Genomic DNA, 21,574 nt, shown 5'->3' with positions numbered 1-21,574 from the left:
GAGTTGCTGGGAGGGGTACCATGGCTGAAAAATTTGTATTCCGAGACCTGGCGTTTCGCGCGGGTGCACACCTATGGTCCAACCCCAAACTGCGCGGCACCCCGGCGGAAATCCCTATCATCCTCGCGCGTCCGACCCTGTTTGATGTGGTCCAACTCGCCCAACGCTACCCGCTGGAAACGTTGTACCGGGCGAATCGCCGGCTCCGGGCGACCCGGGAGATTTCCGAGCGCCAGTTTCTTCGCACGCAGGAGATTCTGCGCAACATCCAACGCGCAAAGAATGATGGTGCGCTCAGTTGCGAAGATTGCGTGACGGCGGTGACCGTAGGTTACGAAGATCCTCCGAGGGAGGAACGAACGTCGACACCAGCGCAACGACACTGCGCATTGGCGAATTGGTTGCCGGGCGGACTGCAAACCATCAAATCTGAACCCGAAGAATACATCCGCCTTGACGACGTGCCGTCGGAGTTCACGGTGCCTCTCCGTCGATGGCTACGGTGGCAACTCGATTGCGCGCCGGGCCAGTCGTCGGGGTGGCTGATCGATACGCCTGACGGCCAGGGTCTCTCACACGGCGGATGGTGCGCTTTCCTGTCCTGGCTAACCGACGCCTTGCTTTGTCGATTAGATCAAATCGAAGTTGGTATGTGACGAGCATCGCTCCGCCGCCGCTTCGACAACTTTCATGTAGCCGTCCGATGCAAAACTCTCTCGTTGTTCTTTCCCTTCCGGGCGCGTGGGTCTCCCGTGCCGAATTTCTATCCGCGCTAAGTTCTCAAGCGCCAAAGTATCGTCTTGTTGACGGCATGCTCACGGATTTGCACACGGGGGAGAGCGTCCTCATCGAGTTTCGGAAAGGACGTCGTAGGAATACCGTGCTGGATTTTTGGTGTTTTGGTCTGCACTGGCACGACACCAGCGAGATGCGTGCAGTGAGGCAGCACGCGTCGTGCGTCATTATCAAGGGCGCGGGGGGCAGTTTGCATCGGATGATGCATCTGATGGCTGCGGCAAGCGCTGTGGTTCAAGCTGGGGCGCTGGGTGTGCTCGTCGAGCACGTCGGCATTGCCCATACGCCGCAAAAATGGCTGGACTTCGCGAGCGAGGGCGTCGATGGGATTCTTCGGGCGTTTGTCGTGACGGTCGATGGGGCCGGCAGCGGTGCCTATAGTTGCGGTATGCATAATTTTGGGATGAAGGAAGTCAGTGCCCCGGCCGAAATCCCAAACTGTGCGAATGTTGTCGGAATCATTACCCGGCATTTGTTGGTGAAGGGCGCGAGCATTGCCCGCGGACAAACTATCGCCATCGGCGGGAAGGCAGACCGGTATCAATTTTGGGATGTGCGATCTGCGGTGGCTCCCGATGGGGCCGTATTCGACCACCAAATTGGCACGTGGAAGCTGCTGCGTGCCGAGGCCATCCATTAGAGTTCGAGGCAGCGCTGTGGACTGACGAGAACGGCCGTAGGAGGCGCCCTTCACCGACGTCAAATGCCGCCGTCCCGTACGACACTCTTGGTCGCTCATCATTCATGCGCCGAGAGTCCAGTTCGTGACTGAAAGGCGGTGCAACTCCCAACAGTCCCGGAAATCGATGTGTTTTACCGCTTTGTAAGCAGGACGGAAAATCAGCGTTCATGAACACTGGGCCGGGCAGTTAAGCGCTTAGCGGTCTCCTCCCCGAAGTCATTGTCGGGTGCTGATTCCGGGAGCCCGGCGAACGAAATCGTGGTTCGCAATTTGATCAAACATGAATTTGGCCAAGTCTTCACGGGCGACCGTCAGCGAATGCTTGGCGTGACCATACAAGCCGACGTTGAGTTGCTCCGCGGCGTGGCGATTCTTCAATACAGCCGCTCGAACCATTGTCCAATCAAGCGACGAGATACGGATCGCTCTTGCAAGTCCGATCATATCTTCGTAAGCACTTGGCATCGCGAACTTGATGATTGCGGCAGGCAGCCAGATCTTGAGGTCGAAATCATCGCCAGGATCAGCGGCTGTCCCGGTCGAGACCGCGATGAACCGCTTCACCTGCTCGCGTTCCATCGCTGAGATGATTGCCCGGGTCGCCGTAGTGATTGGCATACCTTTCGGGTGTGGCTGCCTGGCAGGGCCCAGCGCCGAAAGCACCGCATCTGATCCACGGATTGCGTCTCGCAACAAGTCAATATCGGTAAACTCGCCTCGGACAATCTGCACATTGGCGTTCTCAAACTTACTGCTGGAACGTGCAAAGACGGTGAGTTCGAAGCCGCGCTGCAGGCCCTCGTTTACAAGGGATGGCCCGGTTTTCCCGGTCGCTCCGAAAAGGGTAACTTTCATCTCTCTCTCAATTGCCGCTTCACAGCCTCAGGTGCTAGTGGCCCGATCAAATTTGATAGCATTGCATACGTGTTCGAACCACGGACAGTTGCTCCGAGCTATCGAGCGCTGTCGATGATCGAGCCGCCGTCGGGGGTAAGGCTGTATCCGGTCAAAAACTGGGCATCCTTACTCGCCAAGAACAGGACGACAGGCGCAATATCGTCTTCCGGCGAACCATAGCGGCCGAGCGGGTTGGTCGGCGGAGGGACGTTGGTTTCCGGACCCCATGTCTCGGCCACCGGCAGTACATTATTCACCGTGATCTTGTCGGGGCCCCACTCACGGGCAGCGGTGCGGGTGAGAGCGCGCACTGCCTCTTTGGCCATGTTGTACGGACCATATCCCACCAAGCCCAGGACACCAGCCATTGAGCCGAAGTTGATGACACGTCCTTCACCGCTCGCCTTGAGGTAGGGGTACGCCGCCTGCATCGTCCGCAGATACGCAATCGGTCCCATCTCGAAATTGCGCTGCAACTGTTCCGTCGACAGATCGGTAATGGAAGAGAACGGCGCGGATGAGTCGAAGGCATTGTTGACGAGGATGTCGATCCCGCCATAGGTAGCGACGACTTTATCCACCGCTGCCTTAATCTCGCCGGCATTGGCGATGTCGCAAAGCGCGCCGATTGCCGTTCCGCCATCAGCGCGAATGTCGGCAACGACCGCATCCACATTGGCCAGGGTGCGCGAAAGAACGGCCACTTTGGCGCCTTCTGCGGCAAACAGTTTTGCGGTGGCGCGGCCGATGCCGCGGCCGGCACCAGTGATGATCGCGACTTTTCCGTTGAGTCGAGCCATGGTTGATCTCCGTTAGTTGAGGGATGTTTGGCGCTCCGCAAATGGAGCGTAGGGGGACGGGGTCTCGCGAGCGATGTTCTGTGTTGCGAACGACGAAACGAGCAGCACAACGCCGACTACCGCAGGCAGCGCACCTCTCAGTTCACGGACGCCAAGGTGAGCCAAACCAGACAGCAGCAGGTGATAAAACATGCCGGCGTAGGCCAGGTCGCTTAGCGGCGCGCTGACGCGCGCCAAAATGGCGGCCACGCCCAGGAGCTTTACCGCAGTGAGAAACGGTACGAGATAGCCGGGATAGCCAAGGTCTGTAAGTGCCTGGACAATCCAAGCCCGTTTGGCTAAATACATCGTCGCGGAAGCGAGATAGAGCAAGGAGAGCAGCGCCGTGCTGATCCAGTACACGTAACTTTGAGTCATGAGGTTTCCTAAAGCTGGGGGATTGCATCGACACGCAACAGAATGTCGTCTAAGCTAAAAGTCAGCAAGTAGGATGAAAAACTGGTGGTTAGTATGGAAAAGAAGACTAATGGCGGCGATGAGATCAACATGCACGAGGAAATGCGCCGGGCATTTGCGCTACTGTCGGGAAAGTGGAAGCTGGAAATCATGTGGCTGCTCAACCAGCGGATCTATCGCTTTGGGGAACTGCGCAAGGCCATACCGGGGATCACTCAGCACATGTTGACGGCACAGCTTCGTGAATTGGAGGCGGATGGCCTAATATCGCGCACGGTGTTTGCTGAGGTGCCGCCGCGCGTCGAGTACGAGATCACGGCAAAGGCGCGCGGCTTGGGGGCCACGATGGAGGCGCTGACAGCGTGGTGGAATGAGTATGGGAGAAGTGTGCCGGCGAAGCCGACGTCGCGCGGGCGCAGGGCAAAGGGGAGTTAGCGCATCCGGCATGAGACTGCGTTTGCCCCGGCACCGGTTCGCATCACGCTCGCCAAGCGCAGGGGTGAGCATCGTCAACCCGCTAGTGAGGGAGAGTCTTAACGTGCCAGGAATTACACAAACTCCCGTCAACGGCGACCTGGAGTTCTCGTGCTTCGCATTGCGCGCCCCCATACGCCGGCACAACATGCAGTCAGAGGGCTATACCGCTGCTTGCCGTTGACCATCCCCAGCGACGAGCGGCTCAGAGCCGCAGCGGGCTCAATGAAAGCCGTAATCGATCAGTTGCCTGCCCGCGACGAAGCGCCCATCGTTGGAGGGTGCGCCGAGAACCACAGCGAAAACACGTCGCATCGCTTTGCCCTTGGCCACCGAGCGCTTTGCCGTGACCGCCAGGCAATAGCCTGCCTTGGCAGTATGGCCCGTCTTCAGGCCATCGATAGTTGGATCGTCCAGCAGCCGATTCTTGTTGTGTCTGGTGAAGCTGCCATAGCTGAAATCCCGCTGAGCGGAGAAGGCCAGGTAGACCGGAAAATCCTCCGTCAAGCGCACCGACAGGTGGGCAATGTCTCGGGCAGTCGAGTAGTGGTTTGGCGTGGTAATGCCGGAAGGGGTGGCGAAGTGACTGGCACTCAGCCCTAGACGATTGGCGTAATCGTTCATTTTCCCTAGAAATGCGTCCTCCGACCCGGCGACCGTACGGGCCAGGACCATTGCCGCATCGTTTGCTGAGACAACAATGAGACCCGTCAGTAGGTCCTGAATGCTGATGATCTGGCCGGCCTGGAGGCGCATGGTTGCCTCGTCGCCGCCCACATGAGCAAGGTCGCTGGCCTCCACACGCACCAACTGTTCCCACTTGATCGTGCTCGCCTTCAGGGCGTCAAGCACGACGTAGGCTGTCATCATTTTAGTTAGCGACGCGGGCTGTAGACGCTCGTCAGCATTCTTCTCGAGCATGACGCGATGCGAGCCGCTGTCGAGCAAAATGTAAGAGCGTGCTGCAATCTGTGGAGCCTGCGCGGCCGTTGCGGGGAGGGGGAGGGCGCCGAAAGCAAATGCCGAGGCGGCAAGAAAACGAGTGAAGCGCAAAAAAGGCATCAATGAACTGTCGTGCGTGGGCCGAGGCGTGAGGCCGCCTCGAGGAGAGCATTGTGTAGGTGACTACGCCTGGGCGGAGGACGCTAGCTGGACGCACCGTTTTGCAAGGACATCAGTTGGGTCCACTAGTGCGACGCTCGCGCTTCCGACCGGGAAGCTGTCGGTCTGCGAGAAAACGAGCGGGAGTTCGGTGCAGCCGAGGATCTGGACTTGCGCACCCTTATTTTGGAGGTGCTCGATGGCTGCCCGAAGCGACGCTGCACAGTGCCCCTGCGTGTAGCCAGCCTTCACGCCTGTCGGGCCATAGATTGCCTCCATCACCATCGCCTGGAAGTCGGGCGGCGGTGTGATCAGTTCTAGCTGCCCTGCGGCAGCATCGTGATATACCCGACTCTCCACCGTGCCCGACGTCGCAAGAAGTCCAACTTTCGTTCCCTTTCCATACTTGCCGACGATGTGTCCGATGGTTTCCGTCAGCATGTTGACGATCGGAATCGAGAGATGCGGCTGAATCCGCTCAACATACGCATGGGCGGTATTGCAGGGGATCGCAATGGCGTTTGCCCCCTCAGATTCCAGACGTTTGCAGGTTGCGTAGAGTGCAACTGTCGGGTCCGCTTCGTGGCGCAGCAGATTTGCCGTGCGATCCGGGATTTGCGGATTCTGCTCCACGACCATCTTAATGTGATCCTGGTCCTTGGACGCAACGGTGTTGCTCACGATCTTTCCCATAAAGTCCACCGTTGCAGCCGGGCCCACGCCGCCGACGATGCCGAGCTTGAACGCCGGATTGAATTGTCCGTCCGCCAGCGACGTCGCATAGTCAGCGTAGATCTGGTTCACGTCGACAATGGGGATACCACGACGTTGCAGGGCGGTGGCGACCAGTGACAGTTCGGTCATGCCTGGGACAATCAAGGAGGCCCCGGCGTCAAGCAACTCCAAGCACGATTGATGGACGTGCTCCAAGGAGAGCCCCTCGGTATTGCCGGCTTTGATGCCGTCGGCGCCGTACACCGCCTCCATCAGCACGGCCTGTGTCGTGGTGGTCGGATAGACTATCTCATAGCGTTGTCTGAAGTGTGTATCGAACAATGCGGCAACGCGAACGTAGTCTGATGCCAGGACACCAATACGCCCACCCTCCGGCAATGCGTCGCGCAACGCCTGGCCCAGTGCATCCATCATGTTGACAATGCGAATGGACAACTCCGACTGGAGTTCATCACGGAAGGTGTGAGATGCGAAACAGGGCATAAGCACCGCATCAACCTTCCTGCTCTCGAATGACTGGCAGGTCTTGAACACGTAGAGCTTACGGCTCGTCATGTTTGCGTCGCGGGTGAGCGGCTCCGCGACATCTCGAAAGGGATGCTGCTCGAACAGGAAGTGATATCGGCCCTGGTCGGCCATGACTGCACGGCTTTTCACAAGCTTGAGGAAAAGATCAGCCCCGGCAAGCGTCCCGAGGCCGCCGATCATTCCAAAGGTAAGGTCTTGCATTGCGTCTAGGTGATCCGGTTTCGAGGCTGATTTCGTGCAGAGAGATTCAAGCTTAGTTCATGGATGCGTGGCGGCTGACCTGTGCGGCGATCGCCCCTGCCGGCGCGACATCTGCGTCATCACCGACCGTTCCAGGTGACGTCTCGTTCTCAAGTTTTGCCACGACAGCGGTGGCGACACTGTTGCCAACGACGTTGGTCGCGGTCCGACCCATGTCGAAGAACTGGTCGATGCCAATGATGAGCAGGAGGCCAGCCTCCGGCAGATGAAACATGGGCAGCGTGGCAGCGACCACCACCAGCGATGCCCGTGCAACGCCAGCCATGCCCTTGCTCGTGACCATGAGCACCAGGAGGATGGTCAGTTGCTGGGTCAAGGACAGTTCGATGTTGTACGCCTGGGCAATGAACATGACGGCGAAAGCCTGGTACATCATCGACCCATCGAGGTTGAACGAGTATCCCAGCGGCAGGACGAAGCTCGACACGCGCTTGGAGACGCCAAAGCGTTCCAGGGCCGTGATGGTCTTCGGGTAGGCCGATTCGCTGCTGGCGGTCGAGAATGCGAGCAGAATGGGTTCACGAATCAGCTTCCCGAGTTGCCAGGTCCTACGGCCGAGGAACAGGAAACCCACACCGAACAGCATCGCCCAGAGGATCGCGAGCCCGAGGTAGAACTCGCCGATCAGCTTGCCGTAGCTGGCCAGAACACCGACGCCTTCCACCGTGATGGAAGCCGCCATCGCGGCGAAGACGCCGACCGGCGCGAAGCGCATCACATAGTCCGTAATGCGAAACATGACCTTCGTCAGTTCTTCAATTGCGTTGACGAGGGTGGAATTGCCGCTGCCCTTTACAAACGCCAACGCCGCGCCGAAGAAGAGTGAGAACACGAGAATCTGCAGAATCTCGTTGTTGGCCATGGCTTCGAAGATACTCTTCGGGAACACATGTGTGATAAAGCCCTTCAGGCTGAAGTCTCCAACCCTGAGGTTGGTCGCTGCCGCGCTGGCTTCGGGGATGGTGAGATTCAAATGGGCACCTGGCTGGAACAGGTTGACCAGCAGTATGCCAAGCGCGAGGGAGATCGCCGAGGCGGAAACGAACCAGACCATGGCCTTCAGGCCAATTCGGCCGACGGCGCCACCGTCAGCCATGCTGGCCAGCCCACCAACCAAGGTGGCGAACACCAGGGGGGCAATGATCATCTTGATCATGCGCAGGAAAATGTCGGTCACGATGCCGAAATAGCCGGCGATTTCCTTTGCGGCCTGGGCATCCTTGGCCAGGCTGTGGCACAGCCAGCCAACGGCTATGCCGGCCACCATTGCAACCACGATATGTGTGGTCAGTCGCTTCGTGTTCATTGTGTCCTCCACCTACAGATGGTCTGACCGGGAACTCGTCGATCCCCGGTGCTTATTTATTGAATGCGATCGGCGCGCGGGGCGACGTCAAGACTTCCGGCCGGAGAATCTCGTTCAGTGCTTCCTGCGACAGCAGGCCTCGCTCCAACACGATGTCGGCAACCTTGCGGCCCGTTTCTAGCGCCTCTCGTGCGACCTCGGTCGAATTTGCGTAACCGATGTAGGGGTTCAGCGCGGTCACAAGCACGATGGATCTGTCCAGCATCTCTCGCATATGGTCACGGTTCGCCGTAATGCCGCGTACGCACTTTTCCTCGAGCGTAGCGCAAGCCTGCGTCAAATGGCTGATACTGCGGAACAGCGAATAGGCAATGACCGGCTCAAAGGCGTTGAGCTGCAGTTGCCCGGCTTCAGCGGCCATCGTGATGGTCATATCATTGCCGATAACTTCAAAGGCCACCTGATTCACAACTTCCGGAATCACGGGATTTACCTTGCCAGGCATGATGCTGGAACCTGCCTGCACCGGCGGCAAGTTAATCTCGCCCAGCCCAGAGCGTGGACCACTCGAGAGAAGGCGCAGGTCGTTGCAAACTTTGGAGAGCTTGACGGCTATCCGCTTGAGCACCCCCGAGAGCTGAACGAATGCTCCGCAGTCTTGTGTCGCCTCAATGAGGTAGGGCGCGGTATGCAGCGGGAGTCCGCTTACGGTGCACAGGTGCTTGCGCACGAGCACTGCGTAGTCCGGATGGGCGTTGATGCCGGTGCCGATCGCTGTCGCGCCGAGATTCATTTCGCTGATGAGTGGCAGTGCTTCGCCCAATCGCTGGCGGTCTTCATTCAGCATGACGGCGTACGTACCAAACTCCTGTCCCAGCGTCATGGGCACGGCGTCTTGGAGTTGCGTGCGACCCACCTTCAGCATGTCGCGGAACTCTGCGGACTTGCGTTCGAAGGACGACTCAAGCAGCGCCATCTGGTCCAGCAATCGCAGCACGCTCCGACAGGTGGCAATCTTAAGCGCGGTTGGGTACACGTCGTTGGTCGATTGACTCATGTTGACGTGTTCATTCGGATGCAGCGCGTCGTATTCACCGCGCTGGCGTCCGAGAATTTCCAGCGCCTTGTTGCACACGACCTCATTGGCATTCATGTTGTGGTCGACGTGCCCGCGCCGCCCTGAATCAGATCGACGGCAAACTGGTCGGCGTGCTGGCCCGCGCGAATGGCCTTGCAGGCCTCGACAATGGCGTTGGCGCGCTGCTCATCAAGCAGTTCCAACTCGCGGTTTGCAAGCGCCGCGGCCTCCTTGATATCGACCAGGGCCACAATCAGCTCTGGGTACTTCGAGATTGGGTCGCCAGTGATCGGGAAGTTCTCCAGTGCCCTCAGCGTATGAATGCCGTAGTACGCGTCTGCCGGCACCTCGCGGTAGCCAAGCAAGTCATGCTCGCGCCGCGTTCCCTTGAAATCTTGTTGAATAGCCATCGCATTCCTCATCAGTGCGCCTTGTTTGCCAACCGGATTCTAGGAGCGCAATGGAATCCACTTTATGAGGATGTAAATTGAAACTATTCCATACCAGAATAGTTTTGCTTGGAGCGCCACATAGCGCACTTTATGCTGTACTTTGATGATCAGGATTCGCTTATTTCTTGCGTTTTCGGTCCATACATGGGGTTTACGTGGGCGTTCGGCTGCCCACTTGGGTACGTGTGACCCTCAGCGGCAAAGAGGTGCCAAATGCAACTGAAGTGGATCGAAGATCTTTTGGCGATCGAACAGACGCACAGCTTCTCCCGGGCCTCAGAGCTCCGATTTGTTACGCAATCAGCACTTTCTCGACGCGTAAAGTCGCTGGAAGATTGGGTTGGCGTCGAATTGGTAGACCGAGGCACCTACCCGGTCGAATTGACGCCTGCTGGCCGCAGGTTCTGCGAGCAAAGCAAAGAATCCGTCGGTGCCATTACGGAACTGCGTTCGGAACTGCGCCAGGAGGCAAAGATGCCAGGCCGTTCCATCCAGATCGCCGCCGGCCATACGCTCTCGTTGACGTTCTTGCCAAGGTGGTTGAAGCAGTTCCACCAACAAACCGGTGATTTCAATGCGCGAGTCGTCGCAGCGAACGTTCACGATGCCGTCGTCGCATTGGCTGAAGGCAGTTGCGACTTGATGATCGGCTATCACCATCCACTCGTGCCGATCCTGCTCGACCGCGACAAGTTCGCCGGCATCACGTTAGGCCATGAGGATTTCATCCCTGTATCTGCGCCAGACGACCGCGGCAAACCGATCTTTTCGCTGCCGGGCACGACCGACGCTCCGCTCCCGTACCTCGCGTACACGGCCACGACATTCATGGGACGCGTTGTCGATATGATCTTGAACAGCGCCGACGCACCGTACCATCTGCGTAGCTGCTACGAGGCGGACATGGCGATGTTGCTGATGAAGATGGTGGTCGAGCGATACGGCGTTGCGTGGTTACCGGTAAGCGCGGTTGCGGAGGAGATCGCAGCGGGACGCCTCGTCCAGGCGGGCCACGACACCTGGACTGCTCAATTGGAAATCAGGTGCTACCGGGCGATTGCCAACGCCAACCCTACGCTGCAAGACCTGTGGCAGTCATTGGACAATACTTCATCGTGTGAACACGTCGAAGATGATGCTCCAGTCTGAACAAGCGGCGAAGGGAAGGGGAGTCGCTGGGACCTGTTGGCAGAATGCGGGGAAGCAATGACCGCGGAATGGTTGCAAGGGTCATCCGTCGACACAGAACTAGAAAGGCCTACAGAATGCGCGCGTTCGAGATCGAGATCTCAAAGCCAACGAATGCTGACAGCTTCGAAAACATGTGCACGGATGTCTACGGTGTCGTGTTCGACGATCCGACTCCAAAGAGGAACGGCAGATCAGGGCAGAAGCAGGGCGGTGTAGACATTTTCGTTACATCAAGAGCCGGTCGAATTGGCATCCAGTGCAAGCGGTATGTCGATGGCGGGGTGACCACCAAGACAATTGATGATGAGGTTGCCGCGGCCGACGCGGCGGGTTGGAAGATTGTCCGTCTCATAATTGCCACGACAGCTGCAAGCGACACGGCGCTCGTCAAGCACGCACAGGAAGTCAGCGACCTTCGGCAGGCCAATGGCCAATTCTTGGTCGAAGTGGAATCGTGGACCGAGATATGCAACCACATCCAACGATACGACGCATTGCATCCGAAATACTCCCCAAACAGCGCGGGCGGTGCCATTGCGGTGCTACGTGAGCAGGGAGAAAGGACTGGGGCGCAGATCGCTGCCATGCCTGCGACGATGGAAGCAACATTCAAGGCGGCACTATTGCAGATGTTGCCTACAGGTCGGACAGATTCACCGAATGGGCTTGTGACGAGGCAGCTTGACAAGGTGAACGACCTGCTGCGCGGCCTGAAATTTCAGGCTGCGCAGGAGTTGCTTGCCACTCTCGAAACCGAGATCGCGAGCTTCGACAGACATCAGAAGGCGCGCTGGACTCTTCAGAATGGCATTGCACACTGGCAACAGAATCGTGAGGAGGTCGCTGCTGAGTGGTTTCTACGTGCCTATGACCTGTTTTGGGATGACGAGCGCATCGCCGCTAACAAAATCCGAGCGCATATCATCCAGGGAGACCTCAAGCTTGCCAACGCTGAAGGGGCACGCCTGCTAGGCCTATTCCCGCTTTCGCTCCATGTTTGGCTAGCGGCTACCAATGCTCGAATCTGCGAGAACGAGGACTTGACGGAAGCCGAATTGCCGGCGCGCTTCAGAGAAGAAGCAGATGCGCTGCAAATGATGGCCTACGCCTTTTATCGGCAACAGAGCGACTTGGCGGTAACCTACGCACGGCGAGCTTTACGCGCAAAGGATGCAGGCCTTTTCACCCGCAAAGGGGCCGCAGGCATCATCGTTAGCGTCGCAGGAAAGGACGGGATTTCCGCGGACTTCGACGCCTACGCCGAAGATTTGCGTGAGGGTCTCGATGAGGTAATCGCCGCGTTCGAGCCTGCGGCAACAGAACTATGGCGGATCGAAAATAGCCAGCACAGGGCCGAAGCTGCCTCGCACGTGGCGCTTGCCCACATGCTAACCGGCAAGCCTGGCGTGGCGCTCGCCATATGCGAGCGAATCGAAACGGAAATTCCTGAGTATGCCGATAACGTGGCCGCCCTACACATCGGATCCTTGCTCTTCCTCCGCCGGCACGAGGATCTTGTTAAATTTTCCATAGCCCACCTCAATGCGCTGGACGAAGACGGATTGCTCCTTGCGGCCGAAACGGCCGCAAACCGAGGCGAGTCCGAGGCATTTGCTCGCATCACTCACGCATTGCGCGAGCATGCGCCGGACGAGAAACCGGTTGTCAAGCTGCTTGAAATGGTGTGCGCGTGCAACTCCGGCCAATCCGAAAAGGTGGTCAAGGAAGTCAGTGAGACGCCCGCTGATGGCCTTGATCTGATTACACTCAGCGCCTTTGCGGGGCTGATGCTCAATGCCGGCCGTGACAGCGAAGCGCTCCGGTTTGTCGAGGTCATAAAGAAGTGAGTCTCCACCCATTCGAGTTCGCGCGAGCGTCTGATCGTCGCGGATATTTTGATTCGCGCCGATCAGTTCTCCGACGCCGTCGGCCTCTTGGAGTCGGTGGACCCCAGCGGCCGCAGCCTACCAATTCAGACGCGACGACTGCGTGCCCTATTGTTTGGTGGGTACCGGCGAAAGTCAAAAGACCTCCTGGAAAAAGTGCCACCCGAATGGCTTTCAGATGACGCCTTCCGCCGCCTAGCGATGGGCGTCGCACAAGAAGCCAATGACTGGAGCCAGCTCGAACTGCTTGCGAGACTGCATCGCGAGGCCCATCCAGAGCGGGCGGAAGCATGGGTCTTTTGGTACCAAGTTGTTCTTCATACCAGACCACCCGCACAAATCCGAAACGCCTTCAGCGAGGCGCCCGAGCGTCTTACGGGGACCCTGAAGCAGATCGCGCACTTGGCGGCGGCAGAGTTGCAGTATGGCAAGCCAGAGGTCGGGTACGCGCGGCTTTATCGCATGTTCCGCTCGAACATGGACGACGTCAGTGCCGCCTCCTCCTATCTAATGGGAGTTTTGATCGGTCACCGAGCCAGACACGGTAGAACACACTTTCCGGAGGTGAGGCCTGGCTCCATGGTGACGCTTGAGGGCGCGGACAGGAGCATCGTAAAAATCGTGATCGATCCTGCAGGCATGACGGATCTGCCGAAATCTGCGAGATTCCTTGCTGCGGACAGCCCGCTGGCGAAAACGATGCTAGGACTGGCATGCGGCGACACCGTTGACATCGAGGGAACGTTCGATGTTCGCAATTTCACGATTCGTGAGATCAGTGATGCTCATCAAGGACTGGGCGAGTACGCGCACGAACTCTTGTCGAAATCGCTAGAACCCGCGCCTGGTCTGCAGCTCTTCAGCCTGACCGAGAAAGAGGATGGGAACCTGGATGTCTCGCCCATCCATGACCGACTCAAGGCGCAAACGCAACGTAGCAAATCGGTAATGGAGCAATACGCCGAGAGCAAGCTTCCGCTTGGCTTGTGTGCGCAAATGCTCGGCGCCGACGGCATGCAAATGGTCTTCAGTTGGGACCAGCGCAACCCTCCGCTCGCAAGTGGTGTCACCACAGCGCCAGAGCTTGAGGCCGCAAGTGCATTGTTGCTCGACCAATCGTTCCCCGTTGTGATGGACGCGCTCACGCTGGCTGAACTTGTCCGCTTTGGACAGGGTGATCTTCTCTCAGTGTTGCCACGGGTGTATGTTTGCCGGGGGACCTACGATCGATTCAAACAAGCGGAAGTCGAGGCGTTGGATTCTCGCGCAGAGGGACATGCGGCCGATATAGATGGGCAGTTCGCATTCTTGCCTATCACGGAAGAGGCTCGCAAGTGGAAGGCAAGCCAATATACCGAAGCATTGAGGCTAATGGACGAACACTGCGAAGTTTGCCCGGTGTATGGGCCGGAGCAAATGCCTCACGAACTCATCCTTCTAAAGGATCTTCTCGATACAGATACCTATGACGCGCTCGCGTTGTGCCTCGAAAAGGGGGCAGCCTTGTTCTCGGTGGATGAACGCCTTAGGAACTGGGTCTATGGAGTGTTTGGTATCAAGGGTGTGTTCCCCTATCTCGTGGCGATGAAGGGCTTGCAGGACGGCAAGATCTCACGTGGTGATCACGCAGAGTTCGCCCTCAACTCGGCGCTGCACAATCGCACCGTTTTCGCCCTTCATGCAGATGACGTCTTTTGGGGACTCCAGCAGCCGCAGATGGCGGCGCGGACGCTTGAATTTGTTGCCACCCACCTCGCAACCGCGCTCAATCGCCGGTACGCGATCGGCCTAGCGCGCGACCTGATTCAAGGAATGCCAAACGTGTCCATGCAGTACGGCGCAGTTGTAGAGTTCGTGAAATTTATCGCCAATGGCTTGTTTCGCAGAAAGGATAACGTCACAGGAATGCGCGAGGGCTTTGCCCGATGGTTGCGGCAAGTAGCGGACATGTTGTTTGCTTATACCTCGCCGTATCCCGCTACACGAGAGATTCCCAGGGAAGACAAGGCTGAATTTCTCAACGTGCTGGAGCATGGCTTAGAAACGGGAATTGCATTGGCCGGGGAGGGCGGCGCGATAGAGCCGCCCGCGATCGGAGCGCTCTATTGCAGAACCGGCTTCGTCGTTCATCAGCCAAATGCGAAAGCGCTCACAAACGTCACGGTGTCACCGGCAACGGCAAGCTAATAGGACGGCGACGGGTCAACGCGTAGGGCAGGGCAGGCCAGCTTTCGTCGCATCACCTATACGTTGCGCATGAATGACGCACGTGCATTTGGCAATCCGCTGATATCGTGGCAGCAATGCGTGGCTAGTAGTCAATCATAAGCGTTCTGCTCGCGTCCACCGACGCTTTGCCGTGACCGCCAGGCAATTGGCTGCCTTGGCAGTGCGGCCCATCTTCAGGCTATCGGCGGCAGTTGGAATCTGCCCCCGTCTGCGAGATAGATGAAGCCCTGCTTCGCGATGGCATAATGGAAGCAGGCCTAGCCTACGAGGCCACCCCAATGTCTCATTGGTGGCCGCCAAAAGCCCGCGCAAGCGGGCTTTTGTTCGTCTCTATGGCTCAGAATTGCGCTGAAGGCGAACCTGAGCACTCGAGCGTGGCGCGATGTGTGAACGAGAAATAGCAGTTAGAGGATTTTCAGATTCAGCGCTAGTTGGCGGCGGCACAACACTCCACAGGCTCGTATAGCCGGTAACCCAGCCAGTGACAACGATGCCGAGACTATTCGCGTATCCATATGCCGAATGGTGGTGCCCTGGGCGGGTGCAGCGGTGCCGATATGCCGTAAGCTAAGCACTCATCCTTGGGATTGCGTAGACATTTTGCCGAGAATCTACGTTCATTCGACGATACGTGACCCTCAACCAATGGGGAGTTGCCTTCCTAAAACGGGCAGCTTCATCCGGATTTTTGTGTTCGATCCTGTCGGCAACGAGGTTCACGGCGTTTTTTACTATTCCATAGATTGAGTCCCGGCCTAAAGGAACAGCTTGCTCGTCTCCGTGGAGCCGGGATACCAAGGGCGTTGCTGACGGAGGAGGAGGAATGTGGATACCACGTGCCGCCAAGTATCTGTAAATGGCATACTTGGCCGAAGGATTCAGGACAATCTTCCTTGCCTGCTGCCCGCTCGCGTTCCTTAAAGAAAGCGACCACGTTTCATCTCCGGAGCTTGGTGACTTGTAGCAAAACAAATCGGACAGGCGGATACAGGCCAACTCCTCCCCGCGGATGCCAGTGTTTCCCATGAACCGAATTACGAAGAGCATCCGCTCGGCCTCGTCATGCGCTGGATGTCCGACTGGAAACTTCTCGCACTCTAACTCGAGCTCTCGGAGTAATCGAACAAACGACAAAAGGGGCAGGGATCTCGAGGGCTTTGTGGATCCCATGGCACTTTTCTTCCGACGGATTCGTCGCTCGCGGAAGAGGTTATATTGGATGTGCCGGAAATCGACCAGAAACGAAAATAAACTTTCCAAGACGCGAAATGCGAATGAGCAGCTCGCGTCCGACAAAGCTCCCTCGAACGGCCGCCAATCTCCGGCAGTACGACGCCGATTGCGCATTCCGCACCAGGAGTCTGGAGGATCCCGGAGAAATGCATCATAGAAGTCTAGGTCTGACGGGGTGATTTCGGCCAACAGCTTTCGATCGATGAAGAGCGCCCAGCAGTAAAACCTATGGACTTCCTTCTCATAGGCACGCTCCGTAGCATGGGTAGCAAATCCAGACAGCCACTGCAGTACAGTCCCCAGCTCCTGATACGCGCCATCATGTAAAGCGCGATCGACGGGATCGCAAGGATGCCCTGGTTGGCATAGAGTTCGGAGATCCCTCAGGGAAGAAGGAAACGGTGAGATGCTTAGCCCATCTTCTTGAGCGGCCATGTAAACTCCTGCGGCACGTATGCGTTGGACATCATCGCACGGGTCGAAGGCATTCGGCCGATAACAAAACTGTGGGCAGTAAGGGATGCAAATGAAAAAGTATGTTTGTTTTGGCGCGTATGAGCCGAAGAGCATTCGGACACGTATTTACGTCGCGATCAAACATAGTTTTGCGTCTTTCGACTAGTGCGGGAAAACCAGAGTCGGCCGTCGTTATCCATCTTTCATTTAACATAAGATAGATTGTTCCTCTGACATCTGTCTGCCGCCAACCCCATCCCAGCCGCTTAACGCAGCCCCCGAAAACATTCAATACGGCACCCCGATCCGCGGCGACGCTGGCGCCTTATGCTGCATGGGCCATTCATCGCAGCAAAGGAAACGTATGTCGACACGTCTGTTGTTCATCGGCGCCCTGATCTGGCTGGTGTCGTTGCCAGTCCTGGCGCAGGCACCGCGCTACGCAGCCAGTGTGCCGCCCGATATCGTGACGCCGTCCCGCGTGGACACGCGGATCGGGCCGCTGGAGTTCTTCGATGGCCTGCCCAACGACGCCACGGTACAGAAGGTCTACGACCAGCTTGATTTCTCGCGCGGCATCCAGGCGTTCCTGTCCGGCATCCCGGCCGCGTCGCTGCAGGCCATGTGCACCGGGCTGCGCGAGGCCGGCGTCACGCCGAACCAGGCCATCGGCATTACCGAGAACCTGATGGACGCCCGGTCGCTGTTCCTGACGCCCAACGCCACCACGGTCTACAACTTCTTCTGCATCGATCTCAAGGACGGCCCGGTGGTGGTGGAAATCCCGCCCAACGCACTGGGGCCGGTGGACGATGCCTATTTCCGCTTCGTGACCGACGTCGGGCTGACCGGCCCGGACCAGGGCAAAGGCGGCAAGTACCTGTTCGTGCCGCCCGACTACAAGGGCCCGCTGCCGGACAGCGGCTACTTCATCACCAGATCGTCCACCTATATCAACTGGATCCTGTGCCGCGTGTTTGTCGAGCACGACGACGTGGCCGCGGCCGTGAAGCTGGTCAAGGACCGCGCCCGCGTCTATCCGCTGGCGGCCGCCGCCAAGCCGCCGCCGACGAAGTTCGTGAACCTGTCGGGCAAGAAATTCAACACGATCCATGCCAACGATTTCCGTTTCTTCGAGGAAATCGACGCGGTCATCCAGCACGAGCCAGCCGACGCATTCGATCCGGAGATCGTCGGCCTGTTTGCCTCGATCGGCATCAAGAAAGGCCAGCCGTTCCGGCCCGATGCCCGCATGAAGGCGCTGCTGGTGGATGCCGTGGCGGTGGGCAATGCGTCGGCGCGGGCCATCCTGTTCGCGTCGCGCGACCCGCGGCTCAAGTTCTTCCCGGACCGCCAATGGGGCAACGGCTTCATCGGCAACAGCTACCAGTTCCTGGATCACGGCGAGCGAATGCTCGACGCCCGCACGCTGTTCCACTACGCCGCCACCGGCATCACGCCGGCCATGGCGGCGGCCAAGCCCGGTACTGGCTCAGCCTACGCGTTCGCCGTGCGCGACGCGCGCGGGACCTACCTGGACGGCGGCAAGACCTACCGGATCACCCTGCCCGGCCCCGTGCCGGCCCGGCAGTTCTGGTCGTTCACGGTCTACGACGCACAGACCCGCTCGATGCTCGAAACCGACCAGAAGGCGGCCGGCATCGACAGCCACAGCAAGGGCCTGAAGGCCGGCCCCGATGGCTCTTATACGATCTGGTTCGGCCCGAAGGCGCCGCCGGGCCAGGCGTCGAACTGGGTGCAGACGCGGCCGGGCAAGAGCTGGCAAGTGATCCTGCGGCTGTACGGGCCGCTGGAGCCGTGGTTCGACAAGACGTGGAAACCGGGCGACCTGGAGCCCGTGGAATAGACGCAAGCCGGCCGCGCCATTGGCCCTTGGTCCCATGGCGCGGCCTGTCGCGGGCAACGGCCCGCGCTACATCACACGATGGGCAAACCGCCCTCGCCTCGCGTCCGCCATGAGCCGCGCGAAGTCGTCGACGCGCATGTGCACCAGCGCGTCGCGGTCACCCGATTCGAAATAGACGTCGTCGTGGGCCAGCAGGCTTTCGTCGATCCACGTTTGCGTGCCATAGGCCATGCCGACCGGCGGCAGCGCGCGCGGATCGCAGTCGCGGAACACCTCGCGCACCCCTTCCGCGTGGGCCCGGCCCAGTTCGCGGCCGGTCTGCCTGCGCAGCTCGGCCAGTTTCAGGTGGTGGCTGGCGGGGATGACGGCGGTCAGGTAGCCGCGTTCGTCCTCGAACAAGACAGTGCGCGCCAGGCGGTCCTGGGGCACGGCTGGCGCCGTGGACGGGCCCGCTTCGCGGATGTCGCCGGGGCGCCTGACCGTGTCGAAATGGCTTTCGTTGCGGCTCAGGCATCTGGCGAGCCTGACTGACATGGTCATGATCGCACCCTCCGCGCGCGTGGCGCTGTCGTTCTGAGTACCGCAACTATAGGTCATGCACCGGGGGGATCAGGTCGGGCTAACCCGAATCGCGATGCCTTTCGCGTCATAGCGTTGCCCTATCGCGGCGATTGCAAAGCTCTCATGTTTTTGCCATGGGCTCTCGCCTATATTTCTCGTGCGACAGGACCTGACCAACGCAGGGCCGCGTGGAAGTGTTGACGCGAGAAAGACTAGAACTACCGATGGTTCCCCCAAAGGAGAGAGCATGTCTAACGAAAAGTGTCCCTTCAACCATGCCGCGGGCGGCGGCACCACCAATGCGGACTGGTGGCCGAAGCAGCTCAGGCTGGACTTGCTCAGCCAGCACTCGGACAAATCCAATCCGCTGGAGAAGGGTTTCAACTACGCCGAGGCCTTCAAGAGCCTCGACTTCGCCGCGCTGAAGAAGGACCTGGCCGACGTAATGACCGACTCGCAGGACTGGTGGCCGGCCGACTTTGGCCACTATGGCCCGCTGTTCATCCGGATGGCCTGGCACAGCGCCGGCACCTACCGCATCGGCGACGGCCGTGGGGGTGGCGGCCGCGGCCAGCAGCGCTTTGCACCGCTCAACAGCTGGCCGGACAACGTCAGCCTGGACAAGGCGCGCCGGCTGCTCTGGCCGGTCAAGCAGAAGTACGGCCAGAAGATTTCCTGGGCCGACCTGATGATCCTGGCCGGCAACGTGGCGCTGGAAACGATGGGCTTCAAGACCTTTGGCTACGGTGGCGGGCGCGAGGACACCTGGGAACCGGATCAGGACGTCTACTGGGGCAACGAGAAGACCTGGCTGGGCGGCGACGTGCGCTACGGCAAGGGCGCGGCGGGCAATGACGACGACGGCGGCGTGCTGGTCGCCGATGCCGAGAAGCACGGCGAGGAAGTGAGCCGCACCGATCCCGGCCGCAACCTGGAGAACCCGCTCGGCGCCGTCCAGATGGGCCTGATCTACGTCAATCCGGAAGGCCCGGACGGCAACCCAGACCCGCTCGCGGCGGCCTATGACATCCGCGATACGTTCGGCCGCATGGCGATGGACGACGAGGAAACCGTGGCGCTGATCGCCGGCGGCCACACCTTCGGCAAGACCCATGGCGCCGCGGCGGCCAGCAATGTCGGCCCCGAGCCCGAGGCGGCAGACCTGGAACTGCAGGGCTTTGGCTGGCGCAACCAGTTCGGCACCGGCAAGGGCCCGGACACCATCACCAGCGGCCTGGAAGTGACGTGGAGCAACACGCCCACGCAGTGGGGCCAGGGCTTCTGGGAAAACCTGTTCAATTTCGAGTACGAGCTGACCAAGAGCCCGGCCGGCGCCAACCAGTGGGTGGCCAAGGACGCGCCCGAGACGGTGCCGCACGCATACGACCCGTCGAAGAAGCTCAAGCCGACCATGCTGACCACGGACCTGTCGCTGCGCTTCGACCCGATCTACGAGAAGATCTCGCGCCGCTTCAAGGACGACCCGCAGGCGTTTGCCGATGCCTTCGCCCGCGCGTGGTTCAAGCTGACCCATCGCGACATGGGGCCCATCGAGCGCTACCTGGGCCCGGAAGTCCCGCAGGAGGAACTGCTCTGGCAGGACCCGATCCCGAAGGTGGACCACCCGCTGGTCGACGACAACGACATTGCCGCGCTCAAGCAGAAAGTGCTGGCTTCGGGGCTGTCGATCGGGGAACTGGTCAAGACCGCCTGGGCGGCCGCGTCGACGTTCCGCGGCTCGGACAAGCGCGGCGGCGCCAACGGCGGCCGGATCCGGCTGGCCCCGCAGAAGGACTGGGCCGTCAACGAGCCGGACAAGCTGGCCAAGGTGCTGGAAACGCTGGCGGGCATCCAGAAAGACTTCAACGGGTCACAATCGGGCGGCAAGCAGGTCTCGATGGCGGACCTGATCGTGCTGGCGGGCGGCGCGGCCATCGAGAAGGCGGCCGAGAAGGCGGGCAAGACGCTGAAGGTACCTTTCTCGCCGGGCCGCATGGATGCGTCGCAGGAGAAGACCGACGTGAAGTCGATGGGCGCGATGGAGCCCACCGCCGACGCGTTCCGCAACTACATCAACCCGCGCGTGCGCGTGCCGGCCGAGCACATGATGATCGACCGCGCCCAGTTGCTGACGCTGACCGCGCCCGAGATGACGGTGCTGATCGGCGGGCTGCGGGTGCTCAACGTCCATCACGGCAAGGATGCGCACGGCGTGCTGACGGACCGGCCCGAGACGCTGACCAACGACTTCTTCCGCAACCTGCTCGACATGTCGCTGGAATGGACGCCGCTGTCGCGCGACGTGTTCGAAGGCGCCGACCGCAAGACCGGCGCGGTCAAGTGGACGGGCTCGCGCGTGGATCTGGTCTTCGGCTCGCACGCGCAACTGCGCGCGCTGTCGGAGGTCTATGCCAGCGACGACGGCGCCGACAAGTTCTATACGGACTTCGTCGCCGCCTGGTCCAAGGTGATGGACCTGGACCGCTTCGACCTGCGCAAGTGACGTAGCCGGACGCGTCTTGTGCCCCAGGGGCGCCGCAGCGGTACGCGGCGCCCTTTGCCCTTCCCTGCCCCGTTGCCTACCAT

The 21,574-nt window shown here is 59.6% G+C and carries 15 protein-coding genes and 1 pseudogene; 8 read left to right on the top strand and 8 right to left on the bottom strand.

What is annotated here, in order from left to right:
- The first annotated feature begins 20 nt into the window (after positions 1-20).
- Together EPAKOI_RS07705 and EPAKOI_RS07700 are read left to right on the top strand one after the other, a co-directional pair.
- Positions 21-656: a hypothetical protein gene (locus tag EPAKOI_RS07705; protein WP_043355296.1), complete on the top strand. Its 636-nt coding sequence runs from the start codon at positions 21-23 to the stop codon at positions 654-656.
- A gap of 47 nt (positions 657-703) precedes the next feature.
- Complete coding sequence (locus EPAKOI_RS07700; RefSeq protein ID WP_066735637.1) at positions 704-1,435, top strand: hypothetical protein; 732 nt, start codon at positions 704-706, stop codon at positions 1,433-1,435.
- Between the two features lie 258 nt (positions 1,436-1,693).
- On the opposite strand, the gene EPAKOI_RS07695 is transcribed toward EPAKOI_RS07700, so the two are convergent.
- The 3 genes from EPAKOI_RS07695 to EPAKOI_RS07685 all read right to left on the bottom strand — a co-directional run bounded on the left by EPAKOI_RS07695 (position 1,694) and on the right by EPAKOI_RS07685 (position 3,591).
- On the bottom strand, positions 1,694-2,332 hold the full coding sequence (locus tag EPAKOI_RS07695) for an NAD(P)-dependent oxidoreductase (RefSeq protein WP_043355292.1): 639 nt from the start codon (positions 2,330-2,332) through the stop codon (positions 1,694-1,696).
- A 98-nt stretch (positions 2,333-2,430) separates the two neighbouring features.
- Entirely contained in the window at positions 2,431-3,174 is a 744-nt protein-coding gene (locus tag EPAKOI_RS07690; RefSeq protein WP_224039300.1) for an SDR family NAD(P)-dependent oxidoreductase, read from the bottom strand.
- Positions 3,175-3,186: 12 nt separating this feature from the next.
- The gene (locus EPAKOI_RS07685) at positions 3,187-3,591 is read right to left on the bottom strand and encodes a DoxX family protein (RefSeq protein WP_423193431.1); all 405 of its coding nucleotides are present in this window, start codon (positions 3,589-3,591) and stop codon (positions 3,187-3,189) included.
- A 93-nt stretch (positions 3,592-3,684) separates the two neighbouring features.
- Between EPAKOI_RS07685 and EPAKOI_RS07680 the strand changes: the two genes are divergently transcribed.
- Positions 3,685-4,065, top strand: a complete 381-nt coding sequence (locus tag EPAKOI_RS07680) for a winged helix-turn-helix transcriptional regulator (protein ID WP_043355288.1) — start codon at positions 3,685-3,687, stop codon at positions 4,063-4,065.
- A 261-nt stretch (positions 4,066-4,326) separates the two neighbouring features.
- On the opposite strand, the gene EPAKOI_RS07675 is transcribed toward EPAKOI_RS07680, so the two are convergent.
- The 4 genes and pseudogenes from EPAKOI_RS07675 to aspA all read right to left on the bottom strand — a co-directional run bounded on the left by EPAKOI_RS07675 (position 4,327) and on the right by aspA (position 9,523).
- Positions 4,327-5,166, bottom strand: coding sequence for a D-alanyl-D-alanine carboxypeptidase family protein (locus EPAKOI_RS07675; protein WP_052495066.1), 840 nt, complete (start codon positions 5,164-5,166; stop codon positions 4,327-4,329).
- 63 nt (positions 5,167-5,229) lie between these two features.
- The gene (locus tag EPAKOI_RS07670) at positions 5,230-6,669 is read right to left on the bottom strand and encodes an aspartate/glutamate racemase family protein (RefSeq protein WP_224039301.1); all 1,440 of its coding nucleotides are present in this window, start codon (positions 6,667-6,669) and stop codon (positions 5,230-5,232) included.
- A gap of 52 nt (positions 6,670-6,721) precedes the next feature.
- The gene (locus EPAKOI_RS07665; RefSeq protein WP_224039302.1) at positions 6,722-8,035 is read right to left on the bottom strand and encodes a dicarboxylate/amino acid:cation symporter; all 1,314 of its coding nucleotides are present in this window, start codon (positions 8,033-8,035) and stop codon (positions 6,722-6,724) included.
- Between the two features lie 52 nt (positions 8,036-8,087).
- Positions 8,088-9,523 (bottom strand): annotated as a pseudogene (gene aspA, locus EPAKOI_RS07660) (aspartate ammonia-lyase).
- Between the two features lie 255 nt (positions 9,524-9,778).
- On the opposite strand from aspA, the gene EPAKOI_RS07655 reads away from it, so the two are divergent.
- From EPAKOI_RS07655 to EPAKOI_RS07640, 4 genes are all read left to right on the top strand, one after another.
- The gene (locus EPAKOI_RS07655; protein ID WP_052495059.1) at positions 9,779-10,714 is read left to right on the top strand and encodes a LysR substrate-binding domain-containing protein; all 936 of its coding nucleotides are present in this window, start codon (positions 9,779-9,781) and stop codon (positions 10,712-10,714) included.
- A 116-nt stretch (positions 10,715-10,830) separates the two neighbouring features.
- Positions 10,831-12,603, top strand: coding sequence for a hypothetical protein (locus EPAKOI_RS07650; protein ID WP_423193430.1), 1,773 nt, complete (start codon positions 10,831-10,833; stop codon positions 12,601-12,603).
- Between the two features lie 48 nt (positions 12,604-12,651).
- Complete coding sequence (locus tag EPAKOI_RS07645) at positions 12,652-14,829, top strand: PIN domain-containing protein (RefSeq protein ID WP_423193429.1); 2,178 nt, start codon at positions 12,652-12,654, stop codon at positions 14,827-14,829.
- Between the two features lie 2,095 nt (positions 14,830-16,924).
- Complete coding sequence (locus EPAKOI_RS07640; RefSeq protein ID WP_423193428.1) at positions 16,925-18,427, top strand: DUF1254 domain-containing protein; 1,503 nt, start codon at positions 16,925-16,927, stop codon at positions 18,425-18,427.
- A gap of 66 nt (positions 18,428-18,493) precedes the next feature.
- Here EPAKOI_RS07640 and EPAKOI_RS07635 read toward each other — a convergent pair whose 3' ends face one another.
- Positions 18,494-18,967 carry an aminoacyl-tRNA deacylase gene (locus EPAKOI_RS07635; protein WP_423193427.1) on the bottom strand — a complete coding sequence of 158 codons (474 nt, stop codon included), beginning with the start codon at positions 18,965-18,967 and terminating at the stop codon, positions 18,494-18,496.
- A gap of 268 nt (positions 18,968-19,235) precedes the next feature.
- Between EPAKOI_RS07635 and katG the strand changes: the two genes are divergently transcribed.
- Complete coding sequence (gene katG, locus EPAKOI_RS07630) at positions 19,236-21,491, top strand: catalase/peroxidase HPI (RefSeq protein WP_124684274.1); 2,256 nt, start codon at positions 19,236-19,238, stop codon at positions 21,489-21,491.
- Positions 21,492-21,574: the final 83 nt, after the last annotated feature.

The organism is Cupriavidus sp. H18C2 (assembly GCF_049393795.1).
Classification (GTDB): Bacteria; Pseudomonadota; Gammaproteobacteria; order Burkholderiales; family Burkholderiaceae; genus Cupriavidus; species Cupriavidus pauculus_C.
This window is presented reverse-complemented; position numbering and strand designations above follow the sequence as displayed.